The 15694-nt window shown below is 44.4% G+C and carries 12 protein-coding genes; 6 read left to right on the forward strand and 6 right to left on the reverse strand.

Features of this window, described 5'->3' with window-relative positions; genetic code table 11:
- The first annotated feature begins 125 nt into the window (after positions 1-125).
- From OCV50_RS18420 to OCV50_RS18435, 4 genes are all read left to right on the forward strand, one after another.
- On the forward strand, positions 126-1301 hold the full coding sequence (locus tag OCV50_RS18420; protein ID WP_261904183.1) for an MFS transporter: 1176 nt from the start codon (positions 126-128) through the stop codon (positions 1299-1301).
- A 250-nt stretch (positions 1302-1551) separates the two neighbouring features.
- Positions 1552-2487 carry an LpxL/LpxP family Kdo(2)-lipid IV(A) lauroyl/palmitoleoyl acyltransferase gene (gene lpxL / locus OCV50_RS18425; protein WP_261904184.1) on the forward strand — a complete coding sequence of 312 codons (936 nt, stop codon included), beginning with the start codon at positions 1552-1554 and terminating at the stop codon, positions 2485-2487.
- Positions 2488-2692: 205 nt separating this feature from the next.
- Positions 2693-4255: a methyl-accepting chemotaxis protein gene (locus OCV50_RS18430; protein ID WP_261904185.1), complete on the forward strand. Its 1563-nt coding sequence runs from the start codon at positions 2693-2695 to the stop codon at positions 4253-4255.
- Positions 4256-4450: 195 nt separating this feature from the next.
- Positions 4451-5575: a conjugal transfer protein TraF gene (locus OCV50_RS18435; protein ID WP_261904186.1), complete on the forward strand. Its 1125-nt coding sequence runs from the start codon at positions 4451-4453 to the stop codon at positions 5573-5575.
- Between the two features lie 68 nt (positions 5576-5643).
- Here OCV50_RS18435 and OCV50_RS18440 read toward each other — a convergent pair whose 3' ends face one another.
- Positions 5644-6606, reverse strand: coding sequence for a hypothetical protein (locus tag OCV50_RS18440; RefSeq protein ID WP_261904187.1), 963 nt, complete (start codon positions 6604-6606; stop codon positions 5644-5646).
- Positions 6607-6757: 151 nt separating this feature from the next.
- On the opposite strand from OCV50_RS18440, the gene OCV50_RS18445 reads away from it, so the two are divergent.
- Positions 6758-7228 carry an Lrp/AsnC family transcriptional regulator gene (locus OCV50_RS18445; protein WP_239840447.1) on the forward strand — a complete coding sequence of 157 codons (471 nt, stop codon included), beginning with the start codon at positions 6758-6760 and terminating at the stop codon, positions 7226-7228.
- Positions 7229-7277: 49 nt separating this feature from the next.
- Here the strand turns inward: OCV50_RS18445 and tkt are convergent, their stop codons facing one another.
- Positions 7278-9269, reverse strand: a complete 1992-nt coding sequence (gene tkt / locus OCV50_RS18450; protein ID WP_261904188.1) for a transketolase — start codon at positions 9267-9269, stop codon at positions 7278-7280.
- Between the two features lie 80 nt (positions 9270-9349).
- The gene (tal, locus tag OCV50_RS18455) at positions 9350-10300 is read right to left on the reverse strand and encodes a transaldolase (RefSeq protein WP_032552749.1); all 951 of its coding nucleotides are present in this window, start codon (positions 10298-10300) and stop codon (positions 9350-9352) included.
- A gap of 458 nt (positions 10301-10758) precedes the next feature.
- Here tal and OCV50_RS18460 point away from each other — a divergent pair, with 458 nt between their 5' ends.
- Entirely contained in the window at positions 10759-11766 is a 1008-nt protein-coding gene (locus tag OCV50_RS18460; RefSeq protein WP_261904189.1) for a sugar-binding transcriptional regulator, read from the forward strand.
- An 86-nt stretch (positions 11767-11852) separates the two neighbouring features.
- Here the strand turns inward: OCV50_RS18460 and OCV50_RS18465 are convergent, their stop codons facing one another.
- The 3 genes from OCV50_RS18465 to OCV50_RS18475 form a co-directional block, all read right to left on the reverse strand.
- The gene (locus tag OCV50_RS18465; protein ID WP_239839794.1) at positions 11853-14150 is read right to left on the reverse strand and encodes a bifunctional diguanylate cyclase/phosphodiesterase; all 2298 of its coding nucleotides are present in this window, start codon (positions 14148-14150) and stop codon (positions 11853-11855) included.
- Positions 14151-14325: 175 nt separating this feature from the next.
- On the reverse strand, positions 14326-15171 hold the full coding sequence (locus tag OCV50_RS18470; protein WP_261904190.1) for a sulfurtransferase: 846 nt from the start codon (positions 15169-15171) through the stop codon (positions 14326-14328).
- Positions 15172-15232: 61 nt separating this feature from the next.
- Positions 15233-15556: a hypothetical protein gene (locus tag OCV50_RS18475; RefSeq protein WP_261904191.1), complete on the reverse strand. Its 324-nt coding sequence runs from the start codon at positions 15554-15556 to the stop codon at positions 15233-15235.
- Between the last annotated feature and the right edge of the window lie 138 nt (positions 15557-15694).

Consider the following 15694-nt stretch of genomic DNA (forward strand, 5'->3'; position numbering starts at 1 on the left):
TTAATTAGCATAACTCAAAGTAGTCATGTTGGATAAATATATCGTCATGAATGTCGGCCATTAAAGGGTTGCAACTTTGTTGTCATTTTGTTGTAGTTGCCACCTAGTGCATAAAAGGTGGCAAAATGAACAGGAACGTTTGGATACTCTCTCTCTGTCAGGCTCTATTGATGACTGGCAATATTCTACTTATCTCGGTGATTGGTTTAATTGGAAAACAGATCGCTCCGAGTCAGAGTATGATCACCTTGCCCGTTGCATTGCAGTTTCTTGGCTTAATGGCGGCGACTATTCCTGCCTCTCTTATCTCTGGAAAGTTAGGGCGCAAACGCGGCTTTAGCATCGGTAACCTAGTCGGTATTTCTGGAGCGAGTCTGGCAACCTTTGCGCTCTCTACTCAACACTTTTACCTGTTCTGCTTTGCGACTTTTTTACTCGGTATCGGTATCGGCTTCGGAACTTTGTATCGATTTGCTGCGATTGAAGTTTGCAGTGAAGAAGCGCGCCATAGAGCGATCTCTATTTCAATGGCGGGTGGGGTCTTGGCGGCGGTGTTGGGGCCAAATTTAGCCGTGATGTCACAACAGTGGTCACAAGATGGCCTTTACATCGGTGCTTTTGCATCTCTCATTGGGCTCAACGTGCTCGCACTGGTTATTCTGCAGACGGTTCAATTCCCTAAGTTCAGCCTAGCAAACCAACACGTTAAAACTGATTCAGTGCGTACAATGATCAAAGCGCCTAATTTTGTTGGTGCTGTGTTTGCCGCTATGGTCGCCTATGCGGTGATGAATATTTTAATGACAGCGACACCCTTGGCGATGATCGGATGTGGTTTTGATTTTACCAAAGCAGCTGGCGTCATTGAGTGGCATGTATTGGGCATGTTCGTTCCTGCTTTCTTTACTGGTGGGCTCATTGAGAGGTTTGGCGCTAAGCGCATGATTTTGGCTGGGGCGGTACTGTTCTTGTTGTGCATTGCCATCAACATTCATGGCGAGTCGATCTGGCACTTTAGAGCGGCGTTGGTGCTACTTGGCATTGGTTGGAACTTTATGTTTATCGCGGCCACAGGGCTATTTAGCCAATCTTACCAATCTAAGAATAAGTCTAAGGCGCAAGCCTTGAATGAGTTTGTTGTATTTAGTTGTGTGAGTATTACGGCACTGCTTTCTGGTTGGCTTGAGTCGACGGTCGGCTGGCAAATGCTCAACATCTACGTATTGCCGTTTGTTCTGTTGGTGATCATGGTGTTCGCATTTAGTGCGAAGAAATCGAGCCGTCCATCAGTAACTCAGTAGCCGCTGGTCATCTCTTATAATCTCATCTTAATTGGAGTGCTCGAACGGTTTAGGACGAGCACTTTATTCTGAATCTCATATTGTTAAATGTTTGATAAATAATTAAAAAGTTCAAATTTTCTACATCTTTTATTGGGTTTGTCGATTTTAATCCCATGATCGACAGATTTTTTACATAGCTTTATTCGATATTTACTTTTTTTTCATGAATCATATGTATAATTGCGCCGCTTTTATTCTAGGAGGCGTAATGAAAGTTGTAGAACGTCCAAAGTTAACGTTGTCTTTGTTGTTACCAAAATACTGGTGTGTTTGGTTTGGGTTTGGGTTCTTAGCTCTGCTAGTGAATCTTCTTCCTTATCGTGTATTGGTTTTTATTGGAGAGGGTGTTGGTCAACTGGCAAAGTTGATCATTAGTAAGCGTGCAAAGGTGGCTCGACGCAACTTTGAGTTAGCATTTCCAGAATTGTCTGAACAAGAGATTGAGAAGTTAGTTCGACGAAACTTTGATTACGCTGGTATGGCTTTAATTGAAACAGGTATGGCTTGGTTCTGGCCAGATTGGCGAGTGAAGCGCCATATGCGCGTTGCGGGAAAAGATCTTATCCTAGAGCAAGAAGAGAATGGACGTGGTGTGCTGGTGGCATGCGGTCATTTTCTTAACCTAGAGATGACAGCGCGAATCTTCAGTTTGTTTGCCCCTGGTTACGGTGTATATCGACCGCACAGTAATGCGGCTTATGAGTTTATTCAACATCATGGAAGAACACGTAAAGGGCACAAAATGATCGATCGCTCCGATCTAAAAGGCATGCTCAAGGTACTTAAATCAGGCAATCGGCTGTGGTACTTACCGGACCATGATTACGGAGCAAATGCCTCTGTTTTTGTCCCGTTCTTTGGCGTCGACAAGGCTTCAACAACAGCGGGGACTGGCTTCTTAATTGATGCAACCAAGTGTGCCGTTATGTCAGGAGTAAGTGTGAGAAAAGGTGGAGTTTATGAGTTGCAGATCAGCGAGGACTTCAGCGATAAATTCCCACGTAAGCAGCCAGAAGTTGCAGCACAAGTTATGAACCAAGAAATTGAACGTCTAATTTTAAAAGACATCAGTGCTTGGATGTGGTTACACAGAAGGTATAAGACTCTGCCGGAAGATCATATCGGTCCCTGCCGTTATGCCTAGTCTGTTCGAATAGCACCGCTCTATTCATAATTTTCTTTAAGCCTTGGGTGTCAATCCGAGGCTTTGTTGTATTTGTGACCTATTACGATAACAAACGAACAAAGTACCGTCATTTGCGCAAAATGTGAGGTTCATATTTTGTCATAATTTCAATTATTGTATATATTCGCCTGCTAAAATTATAAATACCATAAAGCAACGAATAATGACTGCCAGCCTATCTTCTCAACGACGTGAAACACTTTTAAACGATACGGATCAACTAGTATCGACGACCGATCTAAAAGGCGTAATTACCTACAGCAATGAGGCGTTTTGTCGAATTGCGGAATATGAACAAGATGAACTATTGGGTCAGAACCATAATATTGTTCGTCACGATGAAATGCCTAAAGCAGCTTTTGCTGATATGTGGGTCAACCTTAAACAGGGTAAGGCCTGGCGCGGTATTGTTAAGAACAAAACCAAATCGGGTGGCTATTACTGGGTGGATGCGTATGTAACCCCAATTTATAACGATGGCGTTATCAGCGGCTACCAGTCGGTACGTGTAAAGCCTAAAGCACAGTGGGTGCAAGTGGCGGACAAAGCGTATCAAGGCTTATTGAAGGCTGAGAAAAATGGACGTCAATGGTCGTTGCAAATCAGTGACAGTGTCCGTTACGCCATTCTTTTAGGCTCACTTTCAGCTCCAGTTCTATCGAACATGATGGATCTTGGACAGGCATCGCAATGGCTGTGCAGCTTACTTCCTGTTTCTGCGCTCGCATTACTGTTTAGACAAGAGCTGATCGACACGCCTCGCGAGCTGAAAAAGCTTCAATCTAAGTTTGATAGTGTTAGTCGTCTGGTGTACTCAGGTAATAGCCAGTTTTCGGTAGCAGATTTCCACTTGAAACTCGCGTCAGCCCGTATTCGCACTGTATTGGGTCGTATGACAGACTCAGCCAAGCCGATTCAGGATTTAGCTGATAACCTAAGCGCAACGTCTTATCAAGTTACTGAAGCGCTTGATCAACAGACAAAAGATATTCTTGAAGTACGTGAAGCGACCTGTGAAGTTGAAGTGACTGCAGACGAAGTATCATCGACGACTCAAGAAGCGCACCAAATCGTAGAAATCACCTTCAAGACATGTGCGAGTGCTAAAGATAGCATCGAACAAACACACAGCAACCTAGATAGCTTGAATGTACAAGCAGAAAAGGCGACTCAAACGACTTATCAGCTAAGCGACCAAGCCCAAAACGTTAGTAAAATGATGGAAGAGATTGGCGGTATCGCAGAGCAAACCAACTTGCTGGCCCTGAACGCAGCGATTGAAGCTGCACGAGCAGGCGAGCAAGGTCGTGGCTTTGCTGTCGTAGCAGATGAAGTGCGTGCTTTGTCTGGTCGCACTTCAAAAGCGACCGTTCAGATTAAAGAAAGCATTGAAACTATGCTTCACACTATTGAAGGCTGGCAGCGCGATATCTTGGATAATCAAGCACAAACCGCGAAGTGTGGTGAATCAGCACAGGTAAGTTCGGAGCGATTATCTGAAGTTGAAGCGTTAATGGAGCAGATGAACCAATTGATGCAGTCTGTCGAAAATGCAGCCAATCAGCAGCGTCAGCTTACCAGTGACGTAAACCTTCACATTCAGTCGATTGCGTCTACAGCGGAACAAAATCTAGCTGCGACGCATTCCGTTAAAGAGCATTCGAACGAACTTAAGAACCAAGTAGGGGAGTTCTACTTGCTTGCACAGCGTTTTGAAGAAAAGTAACCATCACCAAGATTGAGCTGTAAGATCACAAAGCCCCGCACTCGCGGGGCTTTTCTTTGGTACTTTAGTTTATGAACTATCCATAGAAAGTAAGTATATAAATTATTCACATGATTCGGCTTGATCGGTTATTATCCTATATGCATTGACACGCAACAGTGTTCACGCGAATAGATTATAAGGATAATATAAAAAATGATAAATATGGCAAAAACGTCACTAGCAGTGGCTCTATCGTTAATTGCATTTAATGCTAGCTCGGCTAATATTATCGCGGATGGTCGCGGTAATGGTATGGGTAATACAGGCGTAACGTCTGCTGATTTTCTTCTTGCTCCTTTCTATAACCCTGCGTTGGTGGCGGTTCATAGAGAAGAAGATGATTTTGGTTTATTAGTGCCTTCAATTGGAGTAACAGCGAAAGATACCGACGATACAATTTCTTTGATCGAAGACCTACAAGATGCCATTGATCGAAATCCTGGTAGTATTAACGATCCTGAAGTTGATCGCTTATTAAGTGAAATTAAAGGTAACTCACCTGTTGCGGTAACTGCTGGTGCTGGGTTAGCTGTTGCTTTTCCAATTAAAGCTCTTTCTGCAAACCTTTTTACTCGCGGGTATGCAGAGGTTATTGCTGTGCCGGACGTAGATACTTCGGGGAACACGACAGCTGATGATGTAGCAGCATCTGAAGTACACATGGTTGCATTTGGGTATTCCGAGTTTGGTTTAGCATTAGCGAAGCGGATCAACCTCGCGGGCTATGATGTTTCTTTTGGAATCACGCCAAAATACCAAGAGTTGATGACTTACCAAGAGTCTGCCAACATCAATGATTTTGATATCGAAGATTATGATCAAAGTGAAGTGAGCGAGACAGCTTTCAATGTTGACTTAGGTGCTGTACTCATACACAACAATTATCGTATAGGAATTGCCATTAAAGACCTGTTGGCACAAGAGGTAAAAACCTTTGACGGCAATGATACTTACAATTTAGATACACAAGTTACGCTTTCAGGTGCTTATGCAATGGAACTATTCACGGCAACTGTCGATTGGGACCTGACTACCCAAGAGCGGTTCGCTAGTTTAGCGGATGACACGCAGTTTTTACGTTTTGGTGTAGAAGGCAATGCTTGGGGTTGGGCTCAGCTTCGTGCTGGATATGAGATTGATCTAGAAGATACATTGGATAGTTCAATAACTGCCGGAATTGGAATCAGCCCGGGAGACTTAGTTAGTCTTGATATTGCAGGAAGCTATGCTGGTGATAACCAGTTTGGTGTTGGCGGAAACCTAGCCTTTACTTTTTAATATCATACCAATTGTTTAAACAAAGCCCCGCACTCGCGGGGCTTTTCTTAGGTACTTTAGTGTTTGAATTATCCATTCAGGCTTTTGTAGAGGTATTTCTCACAGGTGCGGTCGCTTGTACGTTTGAGTACGTGAGAGATCAACGCAACTACGACTAAGCCAAACAGTAATCTCCCCCAGAAGATCGAGATGAAATCGGCACCTATCAACATGATGAGAATGGTGTCTTCAATCATACTGTGGACTAAGTTCAATAACATGATAGCGGTAAAGATATCTCGTGCCGGGATATGTCCTTTGTTGGCCTCATTAATCAATAAACCTCCACCGAAAGAGATCCCTAGTGTCATACCAACGATGGTCATGTTGGTTGCTTCTGGGCTAATTCCAAGAATTTTTAGTACTGGGCGCAGAGCGATGGCGATAAGTTTTTCAATGCCCAAAATCTTGAGCACTTTGAGTGTAAATAGAAGTACAGAAATGACGACAAAAATCATAAATAGGCTTTCTACTTGGCTCCAAGCCCATTCAAGGTAGCTTTGCTCATTGGTAAGGTCGGGAGCCCATATGACTTGCGCTGATTGCTCAAGAATCCCGCCCCATGTGTAAGTCTGGTGAAGAATCCAAGCAAACAGCAAACCTCCACCAAGTCTGAGTACCATAGTCGCGAAAACGCTCACTCCGGCGCGTTTGGCCACAGCCGCTTCAATGGGCAATGAATGTGCAATCAACATTAATGAACCTAATACCGATACTTGTGCGACGCTGAGCTCGGCGTTGGTGTTCATAAACACTAATAACCCGGCATAAATGTTGGTAAGAAGTGTCGTAGCCCATACAAGCCCCATCTCACTTGGCAGACCAACAAAGCTCATTAAAGGGCTTAGCCATTCGCTTAACACAGTAATGCCATCCATCTCTTCAACGATTTTGATGATGATAATGATGGGGATCATCAATTTATACAGCGTCCAGGTCACATCAAAAATTTCGCGCCATAGCTCTGAGAAGAAATTGTGGAACTTTCTCATTGTTATATCCTTTTCATTACAACTGATAGAGAGAATGCTAAGGTATTCACGGGAAATATGTTTAATGAAATGAGTGGTTCTACGTATCCAGATTTCTTGTTTTATTTAAATGCTAACAAAAATTTCATAATTATGAGGTTTTGGGAAATATATGGAATTAGACCGAATTGATCGAAGTATCTTGGCTATTTTGCAAAAGAACAACCGTATCGCCAATGTCGATTTGGCAGAGGAGGTCGGCCTCTCCGCTCCAGCTTGTCTCAAGCGGGTCAAACGCCTTCGTAAAGAGAAGGTGATAGTTGGGGATGTCTCTCTGATTAACCCTGCGTTGGCAGGTAACAAGATGACCTTGATTGTCTCTGTGGAGATGGAACGTGATAGAGGTGATATCTACAGTGTATTTCGAAACTCTGTTGAGCAAGCACCAGAGGTGACTCAGTGCTACCAAATAACGGGTGGCTACGATTTTCTGATTGTCCTATCTGTGCCAGATATTCAAGCCTATGAACGCTTTATTGAACGGGTGCTTCATCAAGATAAAAACATCAGAAAATTTCACACCTCAGTGTCGACTAAAACCGTAAAGTTCAGCACAGAAGTGAATGTAGAAGAGATACAATAAAAAATGCCCCGCTTAAATAGCGGGGCATTTTGATATCGAGATGCAGAGATTAAGCTAGCAGCTCTTTCGCTGTGTTTACTACGTTTTCAGTAGTGAAACCGAACATCTTGAATAGCTCACCTGCAGGTGCAGATTCACCGAATGTTGTCATACCGATGATCTTGCCACCGAAACCAACGTACTTGTACCAGAAGTCAGCGATGCCAGCTTCTACAGCGATACGAGCTGTTACGTCAGATGGAAGTACAGATTCACGGTACTCAGCGTCTTGCTTGTCGAATGCGTCTGTAGCAGGCATTGAAACAACGCGTACTTTCTTGCCTTCAGCTGTTAGCTCAGCCGCAGCGTTAACTGCTAGCTCAACTTCAGAACCTGTAGCGATAAGGATTAGCTCTGGCTTGCCTTCACAATCTTTCAGGATGTAACCACCCTTCGCGATGTTCGCTACTTGCTCTTCGCTACGCTCTTGCTGTGCAAGGTTTTGACGAGAGAAGATTAGAGACGTTGGACCGTCTTTACGTTCGATAGCCAGTTTCCAAGCTACTGCAGACTCAACTTGGTCACATGGGCGCCATGTGCTCATGTTTGGAGTCAGACGTAGAGAAGCCATTTGCTCAACTGGTTGGTGAGTTGGACCATCTTCGCCAAGACCGATAGAGTCGTGCGTGTAAACTTGGATGTTCTGAACTTTCATCAGAGCAGCCATGCGCATTGCGTTACGAGCGTATTCCATGAACATTAGGAAAGTAGCGCCGTATGGTACGAAACCACCGTGCAGAGCGATACCGTTCATGATCGCCGTCATACCGAATTCACGTACACCGTAGTGGATGTAGTTACCCGCTGGATCTTCAGCAGAAACAGACTTCGAACCAGACCACATAGTTAGGTTAGAAGGTGCAAGGTCAGCAGAACCGCCTAGGAATTCAGGTAGCATAGCACCGAACGCTTCTAGTGCGTTTTGAGACGCTTTACGTGATGCAATGTTTGCTGGGTTAGCTTGAAGGTCAGCAATGATTTGGTTTGCTTTCTCTTCCCACTGTGCTGGAAGTTCACCGTTTACGCGGCGTTTGAATTCAGCTGCCAGCTCAGGGTGTGCTGCTTCATAAGCTGCAAGTTTCTCGTTCCACGCTGCTTCCTTAGCTGCGCCTGCTTCTTTCGCATCCCACTCTGAGTAGACTTCCGACGGAATTTCAAAAGGACCGTGCTCCCAACCAAGTTCTTTACGTGTAGCTGCAATTTCTTCAGCGCCTAGTGGTGCACCGTGACAGTCGTGTGAACCAGATTTGTTTGGAGAACCAAAACCAATGATAGTCTTAGTACAGATTAGCGTAGGACGTGGGTCTGCTTTCGCTGCAACGATAGCTGCGTTGATAGCTTCTGCATCGTGGCCGTCTACTGCTGGGATTACGTGCCAGCCGTATGCTTCAAAACGCTTAGGCGTATCATCAGAGAACCAGCCTTCAACTTCACCATCGATAGAGATGCCGTTGTCATCCCAGAAAGCGATAAGCTTACCAAGACCTAGCGTACCCGCTAGAGAACATGCTTCGTGAGAGATACCTTCCATCAGACAGCCGTCACCCATGAATGCATAGGTGAAGTGGTCAACGATGTCGTGGCCTTCTTTGTTGAATTGTGCTGCTAGAGTTTTCTCAGCCAGCGCCATACCAACAGCGTTCGTGATACCTTGGCCTAGTGGACCCGTTGTTGTTTCGATACCCGGTGCGTAACCGTACTCTGGGTGACCTGGAGTCTTAGAGTGCAGTTGACGGAAATTCTTAAGATCTTCGATTGATAGCTCGTAGCCTGCTAGGTGAAGCAGAGAGTAAATCAGCATTGAGCCGTGGCCGTTTGAAAGAACAAAACGGTCGCGGTCAGCCCACTCTGGGTTTGACGGGTTGTGGTTTAGGTGATCACGCCAAAGAACTTCAGCGATGTCAGCCATACCCATAGGTGCGCCTGGGTGGCCAGAGTTTGCTTGTTGTACGCCGTCCATGCTTAGAGCACGAATAGCATTAGCTAGATGTTTACGATCCATAATAACTACCAGTGTTTAAAATATTGCAATTGGAAATTGAAAGGGGAACGCAAACGTTCCCCTTTTTTAATTCTGTGTGATTACAGTTTAGCTGCGATCATGTCTTCTAGTTTGCCTTGGTCAACTGCGAAGTTGCGGATACCTTCTGCAACTTTCTCAACTGCCATTGCGTCTAGGTTGTGCTCCCATAGGAACTCAGCGTGAGTCATTGGAGCAGGGCGCTCTTTAGAGCCTTTAGAGTCAACTAGCTTCTCTACAACTTCACCTTCAGCTGCTTCTAGTTCAGCTAGAAGAGCAGGAGCGATAGTTAGACGGTCACAACCAGCAAGTTCTAGGATCTCGCCGATGTTACGGAAGCTTGCGCCCATAACGACAGTGTTGTAGCCGTGCTCTTTGTAGTAGTTGTAGATGTCAGTTACTGAGATTACGCCTGGATCTTCTGAAGCTTCGAAATCGCGACCTTCTTTCGCTTTGTACCAGTCCATGATACGACCAACGAATGGAGAGATAAGGAATACGCCAGCTTCAGCACATGCACGAGCTTGAGCGAAAGAGAATAGAAGCGTTAGGTTACAGTTGATGCCTTCTTTCTCTAGGATTTCAGCAGCGCGGATGCCTTCCCAAGTTGAAGCCAGTTTGATTAGGATGCGATCGTTAGTGATGCCTGCGTCGTTGTACATTTTTACAAGCTGACGAGCTTTAGCTACGCTGCCTTCAGTGTCGTAAGAAAGACGAGCATCTACTTCAGTAGAGATACGGCCTGGGATCGTTTTAAGGATTTCTTTACCGATGTTTACTGCAAGCATGTCACAAGTGTCTTGTACTTGTTGTGCTTTATCAGCGCTTTGTGCTTTAGCGTATTCGATTGAAGCATCGATAAGTGGCGCATACTCTTCGATTTGAGCCGCTTTAAGAATCAGAGAAGGGTTAGTTGTTGCGTCTTCTGGTTGGTACTTTTTGATTGCATCAATTTCACCAGTGTCTGCTACTACTGTCGTTAGTTTACGAAGTTGCTCTAATTTGTTGCTCATGTTGATCATCCTATCTATCGCATAACATCTCGAGTGAAGTGAGATGTGGGCATTTGCAAGCTAGCTAATAAACTTCTCATCACCAAATCATTGGTTCAGTTGTTCATTAATTTTAAAATTTCGAGCTGACGAACATTTGCTTCGAACATATGTTCGTTGGCTGAGTAAATGATGAAGCCATATTTATCCGATCTCACGGTAAAGTCAATGGCAAATAGTGCAGTAAAGTGACTTTAATCAAATATAATTTACTCCAATAAACACGGGGTCTGAAAGCAAACGTTTAATGCTCGCGTGTTAACCAGTTCAATTACACTTTGGTGACAGCGGATTGGGTGAGCATTTGTTTTCTACCATTACATATGTTCATAGTGTAAACTATTGCGACAGTTGCTTTGTTATCGAGCAATTGCTGTTTATTTAGGTAAATAATTTGTTAAATACTTGTTGGGTGGTATATGAGTAAGAATATTCAAGATGTGTCGGAAGAAAATACTGATCTTCTCACCGAAGTGGCGGTTGCCTACTATCAAGACGGTGCGACACAGGAAGAGATATCGAAAAAGTTCTCAATCTCTCGTGCAAAGGTTGGTCGAATGCTCAAGCAAGCCCGAGACGAAGGTATCGTAGAAATTACGGTTAAGTACCACCCTGTATTCAGCGCCAAAATAGAGCAACGCCTAATTGAACGTTTTGGGGTTAAACGTGCGCTTGTCGCGCTAGACCAACCGAATGAAGAACAACAGCGACAACAAGTAGCGGGTCTAGTGTCCAACTATCTAACCAGTACCCTAAAAAACGGTATGGTAGTGACCGTCGGTCAAGGCCGTAACGTATCGTCTGTCGCACATCATACCGGTGTAATTACTCCCCGTGACTGTAAGTTTGTATGTGGCATCGGTGGTATACACCCAAGAGGTGGTATGTTTAACGCAGACCACATTTGTCGTCAGCTAGCGAAAAAGTATGGCGGTTCATCGGAAACTCTGTATGCGCCCGCTTATGCGGAGAACAAGGCTCAGAAAACGGCCTTTATGGAAAACAGCACAGTTAAGCAAACCTTAGACCTTGCTCGTAAGGCAGATGTGGCGTTAGTGGGTATTGGTGACATGAGCGAGAACAGCTATATGGTTGACCTAGGCTGGTTTACAGCAGGGGAGGTTGTTCAATCTCGCTTGTTACAAGGTGTGGTTGGTGACTTTGCTGGCTATGACTTTTTTGATGTTCACGGAAAAGCAGCCAACACAGTAATGAGTGACCGTGTTATTGGTTTGGGTCTAGAAGAGTTTCGCCCTATTGCGGAGGTGATTGCTATCGCAGCCGAAAACAGTAAACCATTAGCACTGCTTGGTGCGCTTCGTACTGGGGTTGTGGATGTGATTGCGACCAGCGTAAGTAATGCACTAACCGTTCTCAACTTAGACGAACAGATGAAATATGCAGAAAAGGGTGAGGGTACTAACTAGATAGTGTGCTTATTCGCTTACCAGAGCGGCTCTTTGGGTTATACCTAATAAGGATGTAAAAAATGGAAGCACGCGCTTCCATTTTTTTATGCTTCACACTCTTCTTTTAATGAAGGAGCATATTGTTTGAGGTACTGGCTGAGCTCCTCATACGGTATCGGGCGCGAGAAGTAGTAGCCTTGCATTAAGTCACAGTGACAAGCCTTTAACACATCAAAGTGTTCTTTGGTCTCAACCCCTTCTGCCAGTACTACCATGCCAAAGTTTTTACCAATGGCGATGATGTTTTGAACCATAGTCAGAGATTGCGCATCGCAGTTAATGTTCTCAATAAAGCTCTTATCGATCTTCAATTCGTATATTGGTAGAGCTTTCAGCATACTCAGTGAAGAATATCCTGTTCCGAAATCATCCAGTGAGATCTTAATACCTCTGTCATTGAGTGACTCAAAGATAGGGCGTACCTGTTGCACGTCTTCAATGAATAAGTTCTCCGTGATCTCAAGCGTTAGATAGTCACTCGGGAACTGGTACTTTTCCAGTGTCGCTAGAAGATGTTCCGTAAATGAAGCATGCATAAACTGACGCACTGAAATGTTGATCGATAGCCCTAGCTTGACCATCTCAATTCGGTGTAGATGCGCGATTTGTTGAACACTTGATTCAATGATAAACGCGCCTAATCTAGGCATTAATCCCGTCTTTTCAGCAATAGGGATGAATACGTCAGGCGGTACAAAACCAAGCTCGTCATCAATCCAACGTACTAAGGCTTCAACACCATTCACGTTACCATCTGCTCGCAGAAGCGGTTGGAACACCATAAAGAGCGTCTGTTTTTCAACGGCAACCCTTAACTTCTGTTCCACTTTCATCTTGTATAAGTGCGTTTCCTGCATTTCGGCTGTGAACATGCTGTATGAGTTCTGCTGCTGTTTCGCCTTGTACATCGAGATATCTGCTGAGCGGAGAAGGCTATCGAGATCTCGACCATGTTGCGGGAACTGCGCGATACCGATGCTACAGCTCAATAAGAACTGCGCTTCGTCTACATCGTAAGGCTTGGACAATACCTCGATAATTCGTTCAGCTAAGCGGTGCAGTTCGCTCTCATTAGTGAGTGGCGTTAAGAATAAGAACTCATCACTTGAATCTCTGATCACTAGGCTAAGGCGAGATTGGAAGCGGCTCAGACGCAGGGCGATTTGTTTCAAGATCTTATCGCCGAAGTCATGACCATGAGTGTCGTTCACGCTCTTGAAGTTATCTATATCGATAAACAGTAGTGTAAACGGATGCTTCTCGTCATCGAGCCAACGACTGATGTTCTGGCGCATATAGAAGCGATTCGGTAAAGAGGTCAGTGGGTCATGGTTTGCTTGGTAGATAAGCTGCGTGCGTGTTCGTAGCTCGCTCTTCGAGATAGACTTAACCAATATGTAAAAGCCGGCGTGTAACAATAAGAACACACCGATATAAATGCTAAATTCTTGCCAAAATACTTGGTCAACATAAGCGAGTTGCGTGCTAGCAATTACCCACAAATTGTAGTCTTTGAGGTAGGTCGTAGTGACAATGCAATTCTGGCCAGAATCCTCAACGATGATCGAGTAGATGTCACCGCTATTTTTCGCGTCTTGAATATTGGTTTTGTAAGTTTTCGCAAAGCTATCAGCAATACGATTAACCATGTTTTCATCGACAGGTGTTGAGTAAGCTCTTAGTGAAACCACGTCTTTAGAATAGAACTGTCTGTATAGATCATCACGTAGCAAACTTAAACTGTTGTGATCTGCAGTGTTTACGTTCTTTTTAAACAAAATGGTGCTGTTGAGTTTTAACCCAGCCGTCATTACCGCGGCAACATCAGTGCCATTGATGGATATCGATTTGCGGATTGGGATGATCAACGTACCTAATGAGTCTTGGAAATAGGTTCGACCCAATACCATTTTCTGGCTTTCAATGGCCTCTAGAAACGACTCACGTGTGTAATCGTAATCAAGCAGGTTACTTTGTTCTGTAAGCATTAAGTTGGAGCTAACGGCCAAATACTCACCTTGAGGGTTTATCAAACCAAAGGCCGCAATTGCAGGGTGTGTATCGAGCAGTTTATCCAAGATAGGACGAATTTGAATCGCAGCCGTGCGGGTAAAATCAGATTGCTGCACTAGTTGATGGCCGACGACCTCAAGCAGTGCTTCTTGGCTAGTCAGTAGTGAGTCGACAGAATTCGAGAATAGCTCAAGCTGCATGTGTTGCTGGCGAGTGAAGTCGTCACGATTGGTTTGCCACTTGATAATCCCAAATGCGGAAAAAAGTATCGTAGTCAGTAGTACGATCAATACGTACAACGTCCAGATATTTTTTTTGAATACAGCCATACAACGCCTTTGGGTCTAGATAACACTCATGTAACGGCCAGTTTTGAGAAACCTTGAATCGAAATTGCAAAAAAAGAACGCCGTATTTGTTGTGTTGTATAGTAACAAAACACATAGCGACGCAGTATCTTTTCGATCAAAGTTATTTGTTATCTAGACCAATTAGCCGTTATTTTTATGACTTGGTCACTTCGATCGGTAGCTCTTCTTTGGCTCCCCACTCAGTCCACGAACCATCGTAAACACTCATAGGGTTTGTATGCCCTGCAATTTTAGCCGCCAGCAAAATAATGCAAGCGGTAACACCAGAGCCGCAGCTAAAGACTATAGGCATAGTTTGCTCTAGGTTTAGATTGCTAAAGATAGACTTCAGTTCTTGGTCTGATTTTAAGCGACCATTTTCCATAACTTGTGCAAAGGGTAGGCAGATTGAATTTGGAATGTGCCCACTTCTTAGGCCCGGCCTAGGCTCAGGTACCTTAGAATCGAAACGAGCTTGCGAACGTGCATCAAGAATATTTGCTTGTTGCGTTCTAGAGTATTCGTTTACTTGAACGGCATCGATGAAGTAATCCTTGTCGAGCGAGCCTTCAAAGTCCCCTTGTGCATCGACGGCGGTGTAATCTGAAACGGTCTCAAATCCACACTCTACCCATGCTGGTAAACCACCATCTAGAATCAGCGTATTGTTGTGTCCCATAGCATGAAACATCCACCAAGCACGTGGCGAAGCAAACGTACCAGCATTGTCATAGACAACGACGGTGCTGGCGTTGTTGATGCCCAATGCTCTAGCACGCTCATTGAAATGCTTCTCGGTAGGGAACATGTGCGGGAGCAAAGTATGCTTATTGCAAAAGTCTTTGTCATAGTCGAATTTAATCGTGCCAGGAATGTACTGGTCTGTGATTTTCTGTGCTTCTCCCGGGATCTGAAATTCGATACTGGCATCGAGAAGGATAATGTCTTGCTGTTTTAACAGTTCGTTTAATTGAGCGGGTGTGATCAGAGGTTGAGTCATGGTACTCCACTTCCTGTGTTGTGTGATTTTAGATATCTAAAAGCGATGATTTTTGGATACGCTAATGAGTAGCATCAGCAGCAATACAGCGCTGATATTTATAGCTTTGTTGTCCGGTTGTTTGATTCAATAATGCATCAACAATCACTACAGAATCAATGGGGCAATCAAGAGTCGCTGGTACCGACAATCGAAAGCTTGGCTCGCCATCAAGTTTTAAGGTCAGGTAACGGCGATGACCATCAAGAGATTGGGTCAACGTATTCGCCATAACGATTGCCCGTTTTTGTATGGGATCAGAGGAGGGGGCGGTCAACTGTATTAGCACCACTAACACCAGAATACCTGCGCCGAGAACAACAAACGCCAACTTTAGCTGTTTCATAGAGTGTTATTTTAACTCCTAGACTGTATGCAATTAGTTTTAAGATACGCCAGTTATCCATATTTGTTAATCAAGCGTGTCGAGCTCGTGAGGTAACCAACAACAAAAAGCGAGCCCATATAGGCTCGCTTATCGTTG

This window comes from Vibrio fortis (assembly GCF_024347475.1).
Taxonomy (GTDB): domain Bacteria; phylum Pseudomonadota; class Gammaproteobacteria; order Enterobacterales; family Vibrionaceae; genus Vibrio; species Vibrio fortis.

What these genes read in the sequence shown, in the direction of transcription:
- tal (WP_032552749.1), bottom strand. Translation starts at nt 10,300, where the DNA reads ATGAGCAACAAATTAGAGCAACTTCGTAAACTAACGACAGTAGTAGCA.
- OCV50_RS18470 (WP_261904190.1), bottom strand. Translation starts at nt 15,171, where the DNA reads ATGACTCAACCTCTGATCACACCCGCTCAATTAAACGAACTGTTAAAA.
- OCV50_RS18435 (WP_261904186.1), top strand. Translation starts at nt 4,451, where the DNA reads ATGATAAATATGGCAAAAACGTCACTAGCAGTGGCTCTATCGTTAATT.
- OCV50_RS18445 (WP_239840447.1), top strand. Translation starts at nt 6,758, where the DNA reads ATGGAATTAGACCGAATTGATCGAAGTATCTTGGCTATTTTGCAAAAG.
- OCV50_RS18440 (WP_261904187.1), bottom strand. Translation starts at nt 6,606, where the DNA reads ATGAGAAAGTTCCACAATTTCTTCTCAGAGCTATGGCGCGAAATTTTT.
- lpxL (WP_261904184.1), top strand. Translation starts at nt 1,552, where the DNA reads ATGAAAGTTGTAGAACGTCCAAAGTTAACGTTGTCTTTGTTGTTACCA.
- OCV50_RS18430 (WP_261904185.1), top strand. Translation starts at nt 2,693, where the DNA reads ATGACTGCCAGCCTATCTTCTCAACGACGTGAAACACTTTTAAACGAT.
- OCV50_RS18475 (WP_261904191.1), bottom strand. Translation starts at nt 15,556, where the DNA reads ATGAAACAGCTAAAGTTGGCGTTTGTTGTTCTCGGCGCAGGTATTCTG.
- OCV50_RS18465 (WP_239839794.1), bottom strand. Translation starts at nt 14,150, where the DNA reads ATGGCTGTATTCAAAAAAAATATCTGGACGTTGTACGTATTGATCGTA.
- OCV50_RS18420 (WP_261904183.1), top strand. Translation starts at nt 126, where the DNA reads ATGAACAGGAACGTTTGGATACTCTCTCTCTGTCAGGCTCTATTGATG.
- OCV50_RS18460 (WP_261904189.1), top strand. Translation starts at nt 10,759, where the DNA reads ATGAGTAAGAATATTCAAGATGTGTCGGAAGAAAATACTGATCTTCTC.
- tkt (WP_261904188.1), bottom strand. Translation starts at nt 9,269, where the DNA reads ATGGATCGTAAACATCTAGCTAATGCTATTCGTGCTCTAAGCATGGAC.